The organism is Listeria sp. Marseille-Q6474 (assembly GCF_946902005.1).
Taxonomy (GTDB): Bacteria; Bacillota; Bacilli; order Lactobacillales; family Listeriaceae; genus Listeria; species Listeria innocua.
The window spans coordinates 335,875-350,821 of the sequence record NZ_CAMPPS010000002.1; the positions used below are offsets into that span (position 1 = coordinate 335,875).

Here is a 14,947-nt window from a genome sequence, read left to right on the forward strand (position 1 = left end):
CTTTATAATGTTTTTTTCGCATTGGCGAGTGCAACGTGGATTTGATCAAACCCCGTACCGCCATATGAATTTCTCTTTTGAACCGCTGTTTTTGAAGCAAGAACAGTATAAATGTCTTCCTCAATAAGCGGATGGATTTCTTGGTAGTGGCTAAGTGCGACGTCTTGCAAATAAATCCCATTTTGCGTACATTCAAGCACCAATTTCCCAACAATCTCATGCGCTTCTCTAAATGGAACGCCTTTTTTCGCGAGATAATCCGCTAGTTCGGTCGCATTGGAAAAATCTTTTTGCGTCGATTCTTCCATTATATCTGCATTGATCTTCATCGTTTCAATCATTCCCGCGAAAATATCTAAGCTTGTCTGAACCGTCTCCAATGTATCAAACATGCCTTCTTTATCTTCTTGTAAATCTTTATTATAAGCGAGCGGCAGCCCCTTTAAAACTGTTAACATGCCGAAAAGGTTTCCGTAAACACGACCTGTTTTCCCGCGAATTAATTCGGCCATATCAGGATTTTTCTTTTGCGGCATAATCGAACTTCCCGTTGAAAAAGCGTCCGTTAATTCCACAAATTTAAACTCATGGCTCGTCCAAAGTATCAATTCTTCACAAAAACGCGATAAATGCATCATTAAAATAGAACTGTTACTAAGAAACTCGATAATAAAATCACGATCGCTCACGCCGTCCAAGCTATTTTCATAAACAGCGGAAAAATCAAGAAGTTCAGCGCTATAGGCCCGATCAATTGGAAAAGTCGTTCCAGCGAGCGCCGCAGACCCAAGTGGCGAAATATCAATCCGTTTGACGCTTTCTTCTAAACGCTCTAAATCACGTGTAAACATACCAAAATAAGCTAATAAATGATGCGCAAAAGAGATGGGTTGGGCGTGTTGCAAGTGTGTATAGCCAGGCATAATCGTTTCGACGTTCACCTCCGCTTTTTGGACAAGCACCGCGCGCAAATGTTTTAACGATTGAATAATTTCTGCGACTGCTTCTTTTAAATACAAATGCATGTCTGTTGCAACTTGGTCATTCCGACTACGCGCCGTATGAAGTTTTCCCGCGACAGGCCCGATTTCCTCGTGTAATAGTTTTTCGATATTTAAATGAATATCTTCGTTTACAGTACTAAATTCCAGTTCCCCAAGCGCTAATTTTTCTTGGAGGATTTTTAGCCCAGCGGTAATTTCACTCGCCTCAGAATCAGAAATAATACCACATTTTGCTAGCATTGCGACATGTGCCAAGCTTCCCGCCAAGTCTTCTTTCGCCATTTTTTGATCAAAAGAAATCGAAGCACCAAAGTCATCAATCCATGCTTCACTTTTCCCTTGAAAACGTCCGCCCCATAGTTTTTCCATTTTTTACACCTCAGTTGTTATTGTAACTTTTGAATTGACTTCTGCGCTCACTTTCGTTGGTAGTCCAAATAGCTTGATGAAACCAACAGCAGCATCTTGATCGAATGTATCGGAAGAAGTATAGGTTGCTAAATTTTCATCATAAAGCGAATTCGGTGATTTTCTTCCTTCGACGATGGCATGACCTTTAAATAGTTTTACGCGAATCGTACCGTTCACGAATTTTTGCGTGGATTTTAAGAAGGCAATTAATGCTTCTGTTAAAGGCGAAAACCATAAGCCATTGTAAATTGTTTCGCTGATTTTTTGTTCAATAATAGGTTTGAAATGTGCCACTTCACGAACAAAAGTTAAATCTTCTAATTCTTTATGTGCAGTAATCAAAGTGACTGCGGCGGGACATTCGTATACTTCACGTGATTTAATACCAACTAAACGATTTTCGATATGGTCAATTCTACCAACGCCATGTTTTCCAGCAATTTCGTTTAAAGTAAGAATTAAATTTGCTAGGCTCATATTTTCGCCATTAAGAGAAATAGGAATACCAGCATCAAATGTAATTTCGACAATATCCGCCGTGTCAGGTGCATCTTCTAAGCTAACTGTTAAGTCGTAAGCCGCTTCTGGTGGCGTTGTCCATGGGTTTTCAAGCACACCACATTCGTTACTTCTGCCCCAAAGGTTTTGGTCAATCGAGAAAGGATTATCTAAATCAATTGGAACGGGGATGTTATGTTCTTTGGCGTAATTGATTTCTTCTTCTCTAGACCATTTCCAGTCCCGGACAGGGGAAACGACTTTTAAATCAGGAGCAAGAGCATGAATCGCAACTTCAAACCGAACTTGGTCATTTCCTTTACCAGTACAACCATGAGCGATAGCAGATGCGCCTTCTTGACGAGCTACTTCTACTAATTTTTTCGCGATTAAAGGACGACTTAAAGCAGAAATAAGTGGATATTTTCCTTCATAATAGGCATGAGCTTGAAGGGCGATTAAAGCAAAGTTTTCGGCAAATTCTTCCTTGGCATCAATTGTATAAGATGCACTTGCGCCGACAGTAATCGCTTTTTCTTTAATAAAATCCAAATTTTTCCCTTCACCAACGTCTAAACAACATGCGATAACTTCATAACCTGATTCCACTAACCACTGAATTGCAACAGAAGTATCTAACCCACCAGAGTAAGCTAATACGATTTTTTCTTTCGTCATTGTAAACATCCCCTATTCATAAATATACAAACATTTGTATTTATATTAACACCTATACTATCATATATCAACCTTTTTATTTTAAAATATTCATCATTATGATTAAAAATACATTTCACAAGAAAAATAGCCATTTCAAATAGTAATAAATTGGTTCCTGTTCGTAAAACTGCTATACTTGATATTGAAGTTATATTGAAGGAGTTGAACGAATATGAAAAATGCAATAAAATGGATTGCCATTGGTTTTGCAGGAATTATTCTACTTCCGTTAGTAATCGTTTTCTTTATTTACAAAAAAGCGGTTGGGAAAAAAGAATATGATCCCGAGGTACTTGAGAATTTAGATGAGGCTTCCCAGGAATTTGTAAAAAATACTTCACCATTGTCAGATGTAGACTCGCGATATAAATATATGAGACTTGCGACAAAAGCATTGCCTTCTGCTAAAGATATTGAAATAGGCGATGTCGAAAATAAAAAAATTGACGGTCCAGCTGGTAAAATTCCGATTCGGATTTATACGCCAAAAGAGGACGGACCATTCGAGATTATCGTTTATTATCATGGTGGCGGATTTGTGTTAGGTGGTTTGCAAACACATGATGCGATTGCAAGAAAACTTGTACAAACAACAGGTGCTCGCGTTGTCACAGTTGACTACCGACTAGCACCAGAAAATCCTTTCCCGGCAGCAGTGGAAGATGCTTATGCAGCATTACTTTGGGTACAAAATCACCGTACTAGTTTACGTGCTAAATCCTCCGATATTATTGTCGCAGGGGATAGCGTAGGCGGAAACTTAGCAACAGTAGTGACCCAAATTGCCAAAGCCAAAGGAAAACCAAATGTTACGGCACAAATTTTACTTTATCCAGCAACGGATATTTTCAGTCGTGATGCTTCAGTGCTTTATCCGTCAATGGATGAATTTGCGGAAGGATATGTACTTACAAAAGAATCTTTAGACAAATTCTTTAAATTATATATTGCGAACTCAAGCGACCGTAAATATGATCCGCTGATTGCACCAATTCGTAGTAAAGACTTAGCTGGTCTTCCTAAAACCTTCATCGCAACTGCTGAATTTGATCCACTAAGAGATCAAGGAGAAGCATATGCGAAGAAATTAAAAGATGCTGGTGTAGAAGTATTTGCGAAACGTTTTGAAAAAGTTCCACACGGCTTTATGACAACAACATCCGAAGCAACTGATGAGACTTACGAATTGATTAGCGAGTTTTTAGAAGAAAAATAAATCTTTGAATCCACTCTTTCACGAGAGTGGATTTTTTTATTGACAAAGAATTTTTTTCATGAGAGAATGACTTACGAACGGTCGTCAGTTTTATGAGAGGGGTGAAAAGATGAGAAAAGAAGAAATAAAGCAAGCAGCACTGACACTTTTTGCAAATAATGGTTTTGAAGGGACATCCCTTGCTGATATTGCAGGAGTTGTAGGGCTAAAGAAACAATCCATCTATTCTCATTTTAAAGATAAGGATGATTTGTTTTTATCTATTATGAAGGACGCGAAGTCTACAGAAATTGATTACTACCGAGCGAAACTTCGAGATAGTGATTTATCTAGGCCCGACTTAGTGTTATCTAGTTTACTTTTTGGTGTGAAGGAATTATATGATACCGATGAAGCTTACCAATTTTGGTTGCGATACGGGTTTTATCCGCCGAAACATTTGTATGATATTGTTCAGGCAGATATTACCGAGAATATTTTGCAAATGGAACAAGATTTCACTGATTTATTTAGCGATTGGATTGAACAAAAGTTGATTCCAATGCAAGATGTCGAAACGATGAAAGAAGCGTACATGGGAATTCTTGACGCGGTTATCGTGGACATTGTTTATGTGAACGACCCCGAACGGACAAAAAAGAAAATCACAGCTTTATGGCAAATTTTCTGGAGAGGAATTACGCTAAAAGCTTAATTTAGAGGTGTAACATGGCAAAGAATATAGAAATATTAGAAACAGATTCAGTTAAAAAGATTTATTTTAGATATTTAGTTCCTTCCTTGGTCGGAATGTTATTAATGTCTTTGAATATTGTAATTGATGGAATTTTTGTTGGGCATAAGCTCGGCGGAGTGGCGCTTGCAGGGATAAATATTGCTGTACCCGTATTTACGATTTTTACAGCCATTTCGATTTGGATTGGGATTGGAGCCGCGACCCAGTTTTCGTTTGCTATTGGAGAAAAAAATGTTCCTAAAGCGCAATCAATTTTTACGAATGCGATTTTAGCAGTTGTATCGATTACGGTGGTTATTGCAATCCTCGCTTTTATTTTTAAAGTACCACTGGCATATTTTTTAGGCGCGAATGATGAAACGATTGGTTATGTACTGGAATATATGAATATATTACTTATTTTCGGTTTTGCACTTACACTTGAAAATATTTTAAGTATTTTTGTTCGTAATGATGGTGATCCGAATTTATCAATGATTGCCCTTATTGTTACAGCAATCAGTAATGTTATTTTGAATTATTTATTCTTATTTGTATTTGAATGGGGCGTAACCGGATCTGCACTTGCTACGATGATTGCTATTATTATCGGTGTGCTTATCCTAACTACCCATTTCTTTAAAAAATCCAGTCGCTTGAAATTTGTAAAAGTGAATTGGAATAAAGCTTTTTTCAAAAAAACACTGGGCATCGGCTTGCCAAGTTTTTTAGCAGAAGTTGGCGTGTCAGTATTTACTTTCGGATATAATATTTCCATCGCAGCGATTGCTGGTACTGCAGGAGTTGCAGCATTCTCGGTTTTAAATTATACCCATAGTGTGATTTTAATGTTGTTCCTTGGTATGGGTTCAGCGATTCAGCCACTTATTAGTTATTACCGCGGGGCAAGGGCGAGAGAAAAAGAAATTGAAACCTTGAAAATTGCGATTGTCGTAGCATTTGGTACTGGGGTTGCTTTCTTATTAGTTGGATTATTTGGTTCTAATCTGCTCGTTTCGATGTTCGGAAACTTTAGTGCAGAAATTCGAGAACTTGCAAGTAACGGAATTAAGTTATTCTATTCAGCTTACTTATTTATGGGCTTTAACTTTGTTATGATGACTTACTTCCAAACTTCTGATAAAGTCAAAATGGCAACATGGATTACGATTTCACGAGAAATTATTTTCATGGTGATTTTCTTGCTTATTTTGCCACCAATTATTGGCATTCCAGGTGTTTGGTTAGCAATTCCAATTTCAGAAATGATTGTAGCTATTTCGATTGTATTTTACATGAAGAAGAAACATATCTTATTTAAATAAAACAAAGACGGAGATCTAGTATCTTCGTCTTTTTAGGATGATTTGGCAAAAAAATAAGATTAAAAAGAGTATATTTCCATTTGTTTCCTTTTTCCTCAGTATGGCGATTTAAATGGTAAAATATTGTTCTACGTTTCCGTTTACGTAGGAATGCTTTAAAAAGGGAATGAATAGTTACTATTTTATGGACTCCTGAGTGTTTTAGGAATCCTGTTTTACTTTGCTGTTTTATAGTTGCATGTGGGAGCAATGGAAACTCTGTAGGGAAATGTATGAGGGATAATTTTACAGATAATGCAAAATAAAATAATAGCGATTCAAGGAATTTTTTAATGTCTTTACTTTGCCATTGGTGTAAAAAGCTAATGGCGAACGTAAAGAAAAACATTAAATATGGCAAATTAGTGAAGCGTGTAAAGATGCTTGAAATCAAGTCTAGTACTGATTTTAAGCCTTGTGTAAGACTGGATAATTATAACCGAAAAAACATTCGTTATGAAAAGAAGCTAAAACTATTAAATAGGGTATTTGTTTTCTAAAAATAAATGTATATAATTAAAAGAAAAGTTTTCTAAGTAATGGCGGTGACATCATGGATTTAATCGGTTTACGAATTAGAAATATCCGTAAAATAAAACAACTTACTTTAAAAGAGGCGGCTAAAGGAATCATTTCCGTCCCTTATTTAGCTAATATAGAGAATGGTGTGAAAGTGGCTTCTTTTGAAACGTTAATGCATATAGCGAAACGTCTGGAAATACCGGAAGAAGCTCTTTTAATAGGCAATGAGGATTTAAATAAAGAATTATTACAAGAACTCAAGCAGATATTTGAGTTACTTGTTTTTTCGAATACAAAAGAAGTGGAAGATAGACTTGATAAAATAGCTGCGAATGTCGATTTACTGTGTGAATCTCCTGTTATAGAACTTAGTTTTTACTGGCTTCAAGCAGGTTTTTACTATAAAACATGGGAATTTTCTAAAGCTAGAGAAATAGAAAGAACGTATTTAAATAGTAATGAAAAGCGTGTAGTGGACTCATTCCCACCGGATTTGCTTAGTTATTATTACTATGGGCAAGCTGTGAAACATTCTCATGCTACTTGCGACTATCAATTGGCAGTGGAGTACTGGGAAAAAAGCATTGATTTAACTGATAAAGCTGCGTTTCAAGTGGTTTTTCAAGTGGGGCTTTGTATTAATTACATATGTCTAAATAACTATGAACCTGCTTTAAAACACATTGAATGTGCCTGGAACTTAATTAAGAGATTCCCGAGCAGAGACCAAGAAAGGATTACGGCCATTTTATATTTGTATGGTTATATAAACTTTCAAATTGGCTTTATGACTGAAGCAAAGCGGAAATTTGAAGAAGTGCTAGTATTTTTTAACATGTATCCAGAAGCTAAAACAATGTATTATTTTCTTGTTCGCTTTAAGCTGGCAGAAATAGAAAGAGTCGAGGGTAATCATGAGTTATTCGATGAAAAGATAGTTTGTTTATACGAGGAATTAATGGCGCATGAGGCTTCTGAGATAGGTTTTAATAACAATGACTACCTTGTAATTACAGAACTGATGGTTATTTTTGCTGAACAAGGGTCAGTATTAGAAACAAGTAATTTACTGGCTATTATTAACAAAGTAACTGAGCAAGTAATGGAAATCAATTTTTTTGTAACCTATACGGAAACATTACTGCTGTACCATCAAAACAAGCAATCTAGCTATGAAAAGAAAATGTTAGGCTTGCTTAAAAAAATTGATGAATCCAATGATCCAGCATTAATTGAACGCGTAAAAAAACACGCAAGTAAGCACTTCGCTGACTCAACGAAATATAAAATGGCATATAATATTTTAGCTTAGTATAAAAAAGGAAGATCAGTTCAGTAGTTAACGTGGTTTTCCTTTTTTCATTGAGGTGTCATTTGTTCTATCAAAAAAGGTTTCGTAACTGTATGAACAATTACGAAACCTACTTGTAGTTCTCTATGCGGCCGAGAGGACTTGAACCTCCACGGGTTTTACCCCACTAGGCCCTCAACCTAGCGCGTCTGCCGATTCCGCCACGACCGCGTATGCGTAGCAAAACTAATTATAATATTGATTCTATTATTTTGTCAATAAATTCTGCATAGATAATTGGAAAAAAGTAAGCGTATTCTTGTATAATGGAGAATAGCGAATTTATTGGAGGGAGAGCTAATTATGGATGTGACCCAATTGAAAATGTTGCGTAATGCGAAAGTGGTTTCAGAAATAAAAAAGGGTTTTTCTATCGATAAGAAATATCAGGTGGATGAAACCTATCTTGTACGTGTTTTTCCAAAAGAGTTACTCCAAACACGAAAGCAAGAATTTGAAATAATCCAAGCGTTAGGTTCTCAAACTCCATTTGTTCCACGAGCATATGATTTTGGCTTTACTGGCGGAGAAGGCTATATGATTATTGGTTATGTGCGCGGTGAAGATGCGGAAAATGGCATGTTTAGATTATCACATTCCGAACAGTTTAAGGCTGGTTTTTCAGCAGGGGAAATTTTACGAGAAGTTCATAAAATACCGCTAGATATACCAAAAATGAACTGGTTGGATTTTCAAACAGTTAAATTTAAACGAAAAGTGGAGGAATTAAAAGAATTAGAAATAACAGCTTCTTTTTTAACAGAAACCGAACAGTTTGTTTATGAGAATATAGCTAGATTAAAAAATAGACCGGTTTGTTTACAACATGGAGATTTTCATCCAGCGAATATTATTTTAAAGAACAAAAAGTTTGCGGGGCTAATTGATTTTAATCGGCTAGAGTTCGGGGATCCTTTTTTTGATTTAGCTAAAATCGGCTTTTTTACAACAGAGGTCAGTATACCTTTTGCACGAGGAAATATTTTAGGCTATCTTGATAAAGAAGAAGTTACGGATTTTTGGAATCTTTATGCGCTTTACACAGCGATGCATATTACTTCGGCCGTTAATTGGGCGGCAAAAAATGAATCTCGTAATTTTAATAAGTTAATGAATTATGCAGCAAAGACGGCAGCTAGTCATGATAATTTTCAGAAGCTGATGCCAGACTGGATGAACGAGGAGGAATTCAAATGACTGAAAAGAAAATTGATTTTAAAAAAGAGGAAAAGAAATTCTATGCGCCTAAAAGAAAACCAGAGCGTATTTTTGTTCCGGAAATGAATTTTTTGATGGTGGATGGGAAAGGCGATCCGGACGGAGAGGAGTATCAAAAGGCAGTGCAGTCACTTTATGCGATTGCGTACACGATTAAAATGAGCAAGATGGGCGAGACGCGTCTGGATGGTTACTCGGATTTTGTTGTACCGCCGCTGGAAGGTTTTTGGTGGTCTGAAGGGAAGTTTGATTTAAAGGACAGAGATGCGTGGCTTTGGACATCGATTCTTAGACAACCAGATTTTGTTACCGAAGAAGTGTTGGAGTGGGCGAAAGAGGTTGCAAGGAAGAAAAAGCCTGACGTTGATACGAGTCGCGTGAAATTGGTTCGTTTTGAGGAAGGGGAATGTGTGCAAATGATGCATGTGGGGCCATTCAGCGAGGAAGTGCATACTGTGGCGGAAATGCATCAATTTATGGAAATAGAAGGGCTTCGGAACGACACCGGAGCTATTCGGAGACATCATGAAATCTATTTGAGCGATCCACGAAAAGCAAATCCAGAAAAAATGAAGACCATCCTTCGACTTCCAGTGAGTTGAATAATTGGAATGTTTTGCGTTATAGTATAGAAGAAATAGGACAAAGGCGACTGCCCGGAATGTAAATATTTCAGGGCAGTTTTTTTGTGAAGTGGGGTCTTTAAAGATGTATTTTTTATATGTTGGGATTTTTGGGGCGTTAGGCGGAATGTGCCGGTATGCGATGAATTTATGGCTTGGCGGCGGAGATTTCCCTTATGCGACTTTAGCAGTTAATCTAATAGGTTGTTTTTTATTAGCTTTCATAATGCCTTTTTTGGCGGAAAAATCGCGTATTTCATTGGTGCTCTTAAACGGGATTGGTACAGGGTTTATTGGGGCATTCACGACTTTTTCGGCATTTAGTGTAGATACGATAGAATTGTTGCAACAAGGTGAAGTGGTGTTAGCTATTAGTTATATTTTGGTGAGCTTAATTGGTGGGCTTGTGATGGTGAAGTTTGGTAGAAGATTTAGTAATAAGCTCTTGAGGCGAGGTGCGCATCATGTTGATTAATTTCTTGCTTGTCGGTTTTGGTGCAAGCCTTGGTGCGATGTTGCGTTATGGTATTTCTGTATTTGTCAAAAGTAAATGGAAAACGGATTTTCCTTATGCGACTTTTTTTATAAATATCACAGGATCATTTTTGCTAGGATTTCTTGTTTCTACTGCGCTTGGGCCAATGTGGCAGCTTTTTTTAGGCACGGGTTTTATGGGCGGATACACGACATTTTCGACTTTTAAAGTAGAGAGTATGGAATTAAAGTGGAAGACGAATTTTCAGGTGTTATTTTCATATGTTGGTTTGACTTATTTATGTGGTTTAATCGCAGCTTTTATCGGAATCATGCTTGGTGTATAAGAATTGTTTAAGAAAATAAGAAAACGATTGCCTGTATTTACGCAAGATGCTATGCTAGAAAGAACGAAAAGCTTCAGAGAGGACGAGAACAAGAGATGACAGGTTTTAAGAAGGTAATCTGGTCGGTTTTACTAGTCGTAATATTTTTGGCAGGCTGTAATCAGGAAGTAGTTCCTGCTTTAGTCCTTGATGGAACAGTGACAGATGCTAGTTTATTAGAAAATAATAAACAATTAACTGTAAATGGCACGTTAACATGGAGCGGCGAAAAAAATAATTATGCGAGCGAACTAATTGTAACGGTTAATAGCAATACGGCGGTAACAAATGCCACCACTGGTAAGACGATGAAACTTTCGGATATTAAAGATGGTGATACGATTAAAGCTACATTCCCACAAGGCACAAATGTAACTTCACCGGCACCAGGGAAAATTTCTGAAAATGCAACTTCATTAAAAGTAACGCCAAAATAAAACGTTCCCTTTTTAGGGGCGTTTTTTTATTAACTAAGTGAAAAGTTAAGTTAATTGTGACTAACTAGTGAATAATCTATAAATCTCCTTGTTTTCTGTACTTAAATTGTGTTAGTTTAAATGTATTAACGATACAGGGGGAGAACTATGAAAAAAGGGATATTATTTTCAATTTTGTTAGCTTTAGCGTTAGTAATCAGTGCTTGTGGTGGAAATTCAGCAGCGAAAACACCGCAAGAAAAATTTGTTCAAACCATGAAAAATGCAACTAATGTACCGGATCAATCTACATATACAACTTCTTTTGCCGTAACCGATATAGATGTTGCGAGTGCTGATTCCAGCGCTCAAACGATGGGGATTTTAAAAGATATTAAGCTTTCAATGACAACTTCAACAGATAAGACAGCAAAAAAATCAGAAACTAAATTAAACTTAACTTCCACGAATAATTTACTTCCAGTTTCCATTAATTTGGACTTCTTATTAGACAGCAAAACAGGTAATGTCTTTATTCCACTTAAAACTATTGTTCAGCCAGATGCTTCATTACTAAGTTATTTAGACCAATCAACTGGTGGCATGTGGTCACAAATTAATACCGAATACCCAGATTTAAAAAACAAATATCTTAGCACGGAAGAATTAACAAGTTCATTAACAGGCAAATCAGAAGCTAAGACTGCTGCTAACACAAAAGAAATGGAAGCAGCCTCCAAAGATTTAAATAAAAAAACGACTAAATTAATTGATAGTTATTTCAGTGGTTTAGAAAAAGATCGTTTTAAAGAAGCGGATGATGGCACACTTACAATCACACTTACAAACGCTGATCTTGCTAATATGATGAATCAAGTAGCAAAAATGATGGACGATGAAAAAGTAAAAGCAGACTTTAAAGTTATTGTAGAAAGCCAAGGTTCAGAAGCGGTAACAGATTTTGATACGACTTATACAGAAATGCAATCAAGCATAAAAGACGCAGCTAAATCTTTAAAAGACAATAAAGATACGAGCATTCATATTAAAGTTTCTGTAAAACCTGGCAAAGACAATTCATTTGATGCAATCACCCTTAAAACCAAAATCGATGACAAATCCGATGCTAATGCAGAGCAATCAATTAGTTTTACTGTGAAAACAAAAGCGGAGAAATTTGTTCCAATAGCAGATTTCCCAACCAAAGACCAACTTATATCGAGCGAAGAATTAAATAAAATTATTACTGAAGTTACCATGAAAATGTACGGTGGAATGGATTTAACTGGAACTGGTTATTAATTCATCCGAAAGACGCAGCGGCTTAGGTCGTTGCGTTTTTTTGATTTTTATTTTGGCGCGGCTTTGTGGTATGATATGTAGAGAAAATGATGGACGGGTGAGGTAATGGAATTCGAATTAATAATGACAAATGAAAGAGAGACAAGGCTTCTCGCAAAACAACTCGGCGAACAATTAGCAGCCGGAGATGTGATTTTACTTGAAGGCGATCTCGGCGCGGGGAAAACTACTTTTACAAAAGGTCTTGGGGAAGGCCTTTTAATTCCGCAAATGATTAAAAGTCCGACATTTACGATTATCCGCGAATATAAAAAAGGGCGCTTGCCACTTTATCATATGGATGTATACCGCTTGGAGGATGCTTCAACTGATGAGCTCGGTTTGGAAGAATATTTTTACGGAGCGGGTGTGAGTGTGGTTGAATGGGCGCAGTTTGTTCGGGAGGATTTACCGGAAGAATACTTGGAAATTAAGCTTTTTCATATAGATGAGAATACGCGCAAGATGATAGTGAAGCCAGTTGGAGAAAGATATGAGCAACTGGCGATGGAGGTTTTTGGGAAATGATACTTGGAATTGATACGTCTTCAGATACGATGACGATAGCACTTTTTAATGAAGGTGTTGTTCTTGGTGAATATACGACGAATTTGAAAAAAAATCATAGCGTGCGATTACTTCCGGCGATTGCTGCTTTAATGGAAGAATGTGCCGTAAAACCAACTGATATAGAAAAAATCGCTGTTGCTAAAGGTCCCGGTTCTTATACAGGGCTTCGGATTGGTGTAACCGTTGCGAAAACAATGGCGTGGGATGCTGGAATTCCAATTGTCGGGATTTCTTCCTTAGCACTTTTAGCAGAAAATGGTTTATACTTCCCTGGAAAAGTCGTTGCTTTGATGGATGCTCGTCGTATGAATGTGTATGCGGGTGTTTATCGTGCAAGTGACGGTGTAATGAAAAACATTGTAGCGGATAGCCACATTGCGCTTACTGATTTACTTGAACAATTAACGGCGGAGAAGGAAGCGATTTTATTTGTTGGCACGTTAACGGAACAAATTCGTCTTACTGTGACGGAAGTTTTAGGGGAACGAGCGGTATTTGGTCAAGCTGATTATACTTATGCGCGGGCCAGCTCGCTTGTAAAACTGGCGGAAAACTTGGACGGTGAACCAGCAGACAATTTTGTTCCAGATTACTTAAAACTGGCAGAAGCGGAAAGCAAATGGTTGGAATCGAGGGGTTCTGAGTGAGTTTGGACGCGGCCTTAGTATTTCGAGAGGCAACTGTTGCGGATTTAAAAAGTATTATGAATGTAGAAAATGCTGCATTTACAGTACCTTGGACAGAAGCCGCTTTTCGAAATGAATTTATTATTAATCAATATGCCTACTATTTACTTGCGACTTATAAGGATCAAGTTGTCGGGTACGCGGGTGTATGGCTGGTGCTAGATGAAGGGCACATTACGAATATTGCGATTCATCCCGATTTTCAAGGTAATCACTACGGCGAGGCACTTTTACGGGAAATGATTCGTGTTGCAAAAGAGCGCGGTGTTGTCCGGATGACATTAGAAGTTCGCGTTTCAAACGATGTAGCACAAGGGCTTTACAAGAAATTAGGATTTCAAGACGGCGCCATTCGGAAAAACTATTATCCGGATACGAAAGAAGATGCGCTAGTGATGTGGGTGGACTTATGAAAAAAAATACATTAATTCTTGGGATAGAATCGAGCTGTGATGAAACAGCTGCTTCTGTTGTGAAAAATGGTTGTGAAATAGTATCTAGCGTTGTGGCTTCGCAAATTGAAAGTCATAAGCGATTCGGTGGTGTGGTTCCAGAAATTGCATCTCGTCATCATGTGGAACAAATTACGCTTGTGATTGAAGAAGCTTTAAAACAAGCCAATGTAACGATGGATGATTTAGACGGGGTGGCGGTAACTGAAGGACCTGGTTTAGTCGGTGCACTTCTAATTGGCGTCAATGCTGCAAAAACACTTGCTTTTATGCATAATTTGCCTTTAGTTGGTGTGCATCATATTGCTGGACATATTTATGCGAATCGCTTTGAAACAGAATTTCAATTTCCGCTTTTATCGTTAGTTGTCAGTGGTGGGCATACAGAACTTGTTTTAATGAAAGCAGATAATGAATTTGAAATTATCGGGGAAACAAGAGATGATGCGGCTGGCGAAGCATACGATAAAGTGGCGCGTACACTTGGTTTAGCTTATCCAGGTGGTGTTCAAATTGATAAACTTGCAAAAGATGGTGAAGACACGTTCCATTTTCCGCGGGCGATGATGGATGATGGTTCGTTTGACTTTAGTTTTAGCGGGTTGAAGTCTTCTTTTATTAATACGTTGCATAATTTAAGACAGCGCGGGGAAGAACCAAATCCTAATGACATGGCAGCTAGTTTTCAAGCTAGTGTAGTCGATGTTTTAGTAAGTAAGACGATTCGCGCAGCTAAACAACATGGCGTGAAACAATTGCTTCTTGCTGGAGGAGTGGCGGCAAATCAAGGTTTAAGAGAGCGACTTATTCAAGAAGTAAAATTAGAACTTCCGGATACCGAGCTGATTATTCCGCCGTTATCGTTATGTGGTGATAATGCGGCTATGATTGCCGCTGCAGGGACAGTGAGTTTCTTACAAGGAAAACGAAGCAATTATGATATGAATGCAAATCCAGGTTTATTGCTGGAAGACATTTAA

At 37.5% G+C, this 14,947-nt stretch carries 16 protein-coding genes and 1 tRNA gene; 14 read left to right on the plus strand and 3 right to left on the minus strand.

What is annotated here, in order from left to right; translation table 11 throughout:
• Window positions 1–2: 2 nt before the first annotated feature.
• Both argH and OC533_RS12475 read right to left on the minus strand, forming a co-directional pair.
• A complete protein-coding gene (gene argH / locus OC533_RS12470) occupies window positions 3–1,373 on the minus strand; it encodes an argininosuccinate lyase (protein WP_194323601.1) in 1,371 nt (456 codons plus the stop codon).
• A 3-nt stretch (window positions 1,374–1,376) separates the two neighbouring features.
• Window positions 1,377–2,591, minus strand: a complete 1,215-nt coding sequence (locus OC533_RS12475; protein WP_003769660.1) for an argininosuccinate synthase — start codon at window positions 2,589–2,591, stop codon at window positions 1,377–1,379.
• A 214-nt stretch (window positions 2,592–2,805) separates the two neighbouring features.
• Here OC533_RS12475 and OC533_RS12480 point away from each other — a divergent pair, with 214 nt between their 5' ends.
• The 4 genes from OC533_RS12480 to OC533_RS12495 all read left to right on the plus strand — a co-directional run bounded on the left by OC533_RS12480 (window position 2,806) and on the right by OC533_RS12495 (window position 7,762).
• On the plus strand, window positions 2,806–3,849 hold the full coding sequence (locus OC533_RS12480) for an alpha/beta hydrolase (RefSeq protein ID WP_003763352.1): 1,044 nt from the start codon (window positions 2,806–2,808) through the stop codon (window positions 3,847–3,849).
• Between the two features lie 109 nt (window positions 3,850–3,958).
• Entirely contained in the window at window positions 3,959–4,543 is a 585-nt protein-coding gene (fepR, locus tag OC533_RS12485; RefSeq protein ID WP_010991061.1) for an efflux pump transcriptional regulator FepR, read from the plus strand.
• A 14-nt stretch (window positions 4,544–4,557) separates the two neighbouring features.
• Entirely contained in the window at window positions 4,558–5,889 is a 1,332-nt protein-coding gene (gene fepA / locus OC533_RS12490; protein WP_003769656.1) for a multidrug efflux MATE transporter FepA, read from the plus strand.
• Window positions 5,890–6,481: 592 nt separating this feature from the next.
• Window positions 6,482–7,762, plus strand: coding sequence for a helix-turn-helix domain-containing protein (locus tag OC533_RS12495; protein ID WP_194323602.1), 1,281 nt, complete (start codon window positions 6,482–6,484; stop codon window positions 7,760–7,762).
• A 126-nt stretch (window positions 7,763–7,888) separates the two neighbouring features.
• Here the strand turns inward: OC533_RS12495 and OC533_RS12500 are convergent.
• Window positions 7,889–7,972 (minus strand) — tRNA-Leu (locus OC533_RS12500).
• A gap of 132 nt (window positions 7,973–8,104) precedes the next feature.
• On the opposite strand from OC533_RS12500, the gene OC533_RS12505 reads away from it, so the two are divergent.
• The 10 genes from OC533_RS12505 (at window position 8,105) to tsaD (ending at window position 14,947) form a co-directional block, all read left to right on the plus strand.
• The gene (locus OC533_RS12505) at window positions 8,105–8,998 is read left to right on the plus strand and encodes an aminoglycoside phosphotransferase family protein (RefSeq protein WP_194323603.1); all 894 of its coding nucleotides are present in this window, start codon (window positions 8,105–8,107) and stop codon (window positions 8,996–8,998) included.
• Window positions 8,995–9,621 (plus strand): GyrI-like domain-containing protein, encoded by a 627-nt coding sequence (locus tag OC533_RS12510; RefSeq protein ID WP_194323604.1) that lies wholly within the window; start codon window positions 8,995–8,997, stop codon window positions 9,619–9,621. Before OC533_RS12505 ends, OC533_RS12510 begins: the two co-directional genes overlap by 4 nt.
• A gap of 106 nt (window positions 9,622–9,727) precedes the next feature.
• On the plus strand, window positions 9,728–10,117 hold the full coding sequence (gene crcB / locus OC533_RS12515) for a fluoride efflux transporter CrcB (protein WP_194322660.1): 390 nt from the start codon (window positions 9,728–9,730) through the stop codon (window positions 10,115–10,117).
• Window positions 10,107–10,463 (plus strand): fluoride efflux transporter CrcB, encoded by a 357-nt coding sequence (crcB, locus tag OC533_RS12520; RefSeq protein ID WP_070753757.1) that lies wholly within the window; start codon window positions 10,107–10,109, stop codon window positions 10,461–10,463. Before crcB (OC533_RS12515) ends, crcB (OC533_RS12520) begins: the two co-directional genes overlap by 11 nt.
• A 95-nt stretch (window positions 10,464–10,558) precedes the next feature.
• Window positions 10,559–10,939: a hypothetical protein gene (locus OC533_RS12525; RefSeq protein ID WP_003763337.1), complete on the plus strand. Its 381-nt coding sequence runs from the start codon at window positions 10,559–10,561 to the stop codon at window positions 10,937–10,939.
• Between the two features lie 147 nt (window positions 10,940–11,086).
• A complete protein-coding gene (locus OC533_RS12530) occupies window positions 11,087–12,220 on the plus strand; it encodes a hypothetical protein (protein ID WP_070753756.1) in 1,134 nt (377 codons plus the stop codon).
• Between the two features lie 105 nt (window positions 12,221–12,325).
• Window positions 12,326–12,787, plus strand: coding sequence for a tRNA (adenosine(37)-N6)-threonylcarbamoyltransferase complex ATPase subunit type 1 TsaE (gene tsaE, locus OC533_RS12535; RefSeq protein ID WP_003763333.1), 462 nt, complete (start codon window positions 12,326–12,328; stop codon window positions 12,785–12,787).
• Window positions 12,784–13,476, plus strand: a complete 693-nt coding sequence (gene tsaB, locus OC533_RS12540; RefSeq protein ID WP_185500995.1) for a tRNA (adenosine(37)-N6)-threonylcarbamoyltransferase complex dimerization subunit type 1 TsaB — start codon at window positions 12,784–12,786, stop codon at window positions 13,474–13,476. The genes tsaE and tsaB overlap by 4 nt, the downstream gene beginning before the upstream one ends.
• Window positions 13,473–13,928: a ribosomal protein S18-alanine N-acetyltransferase gene (rimI, locus tag OC533_RS12545; RefSeq protein ID WP_003763328.1), complete on the plus strand. Its 456-nt coding sequence runs from the start codon at window positions 13,473–13,475 to the stop codon at window positions 13,926–13,928. The genes tsaB and rimI overlap by 4 nt, the downstream gene beginning before the upstream one ends.
• Entirely contained in the window at window positions 13,925–14,947 is a 1,023-nt protein-coding gene (gene tsaD, locus OC533_RS12550; RefSeq protein ID WP_003769636.1) for a tRNA (adenosine(37)-N6)-threonylcarbamoyltransferase complex transferase subunit TsaD, read from the plus strand. The genes rimI and tsaD overlap by 4 nt, the downstream gene beginning before the upstream one ends.

What these genes read in the sequence shown, in the direction of transcription:
- OC533_RS12510 (WP_194323604.1), top strand. Translation starts at nt 8,995, where the DNA reads ATGACTGAAAAGAAAATTGATTTTAAAAAAGAGGAAAAGAAATTCTAT.
- OC533_RS12495 (WP_194323602.1), top strand. Translation starts at nt 6,482, where the DNA reads ATGGATTTAATCGGTTTACGAATTAGAAATATCCGTAAAATAAAACAA.
- crcB (WP_070753757.1), top strand. Translation starts at nt 10,107, where the DNA reads ATGTTGATTAATTTCTTGCTTGTCGGTTTTGGTGCAAGCCTTGGTGCG.
- fepR (WP_010991061.1), top strand. Translation starts at nt 3,959, where the DNA reads ATGAGAAAAGAAGAAATAAAGCAAGCAGCACTGACACTTTTTGCAAAT.
- crcB (WP_194322660.1), top strand. Translation starts at nt 9,728, where the DNA reads ATGTATTTTTTATATGTTGGGATTTTTGGGGCGTTAGGCGGAATGTGC.
- OC533_RS12525 (WP_003763337.1), top strand. Translation starts at nt 10,559, where the DNA reads ATGACAGGTTTTAAGAAGGTAATCTGGTCGGTTTTACTAGTCGTAATA.
- tsaD (WP_003769636.1), top strand. Translation starts at nt 13,925, where the DNA reads ATGAAAAAAAATACATTAATTCTTGGGATAGAATCGAGCTGTGATGAA.
- tsaB (WP_185500995.1), top strand. Translation starts at nt 12,784, where the DNA reads ATGATACTTGGAATTGATACGTCTTCAGATACGATGACGATAGCACTT.
- OC533_RS12480 (WP_003763352.1), top strand. Translation starts at nt 2,806, where the DNA reads ATGAAAAATGCAATAAAATGGATTGCCATTGGTTTTGCAGGAATTATT.
- OC533_RS12505 (WP_194323603.1), top strand. Translation starts at nt 8,105, where the DNA reads ATGGATGTGACCCAATTGAAAATGTTGCGTAATGCGAAAGTGGTTTCA.
- fepA (WP_003769656.1), top strand. Translation starts at nt 4,558, where the DNA reads ATGGCAAAGAATATAGAAATATTAGAAACAGATTCAGTTAAAAAGATT.
- tsaE (WP_003763333.1), top strand. Translation starts at nt 12,326, where the DNA reads ATGGAATTCGAATTAATAATGACAAATGAAAGAGAGACAAGGCTTCTC.
- OC533_RS12530 (WP_070753756.1), top strand. Translation starts at nt 11,087, where the DNA reads ATGAAAAAAGGGATATTATTTTCAATTTTGTTAGCTTTAGCGTTAGTA.
- argH (WP_194323601.1), bottom strand. Translation starts at nt 1,373, where the DNA reads ATGGAAAAACTATGGGGCGGACGTTTTCAAGGGAAAAGTGAAGCATGG.
- OC533_RS12475 (WP_003769660.1), bottom strand. Translation starts at nt 2,591, where the DNA reads ATGACGAAAGAAAAAATCGTATTAGCTTACTCTGGTGGGTTAGATACT.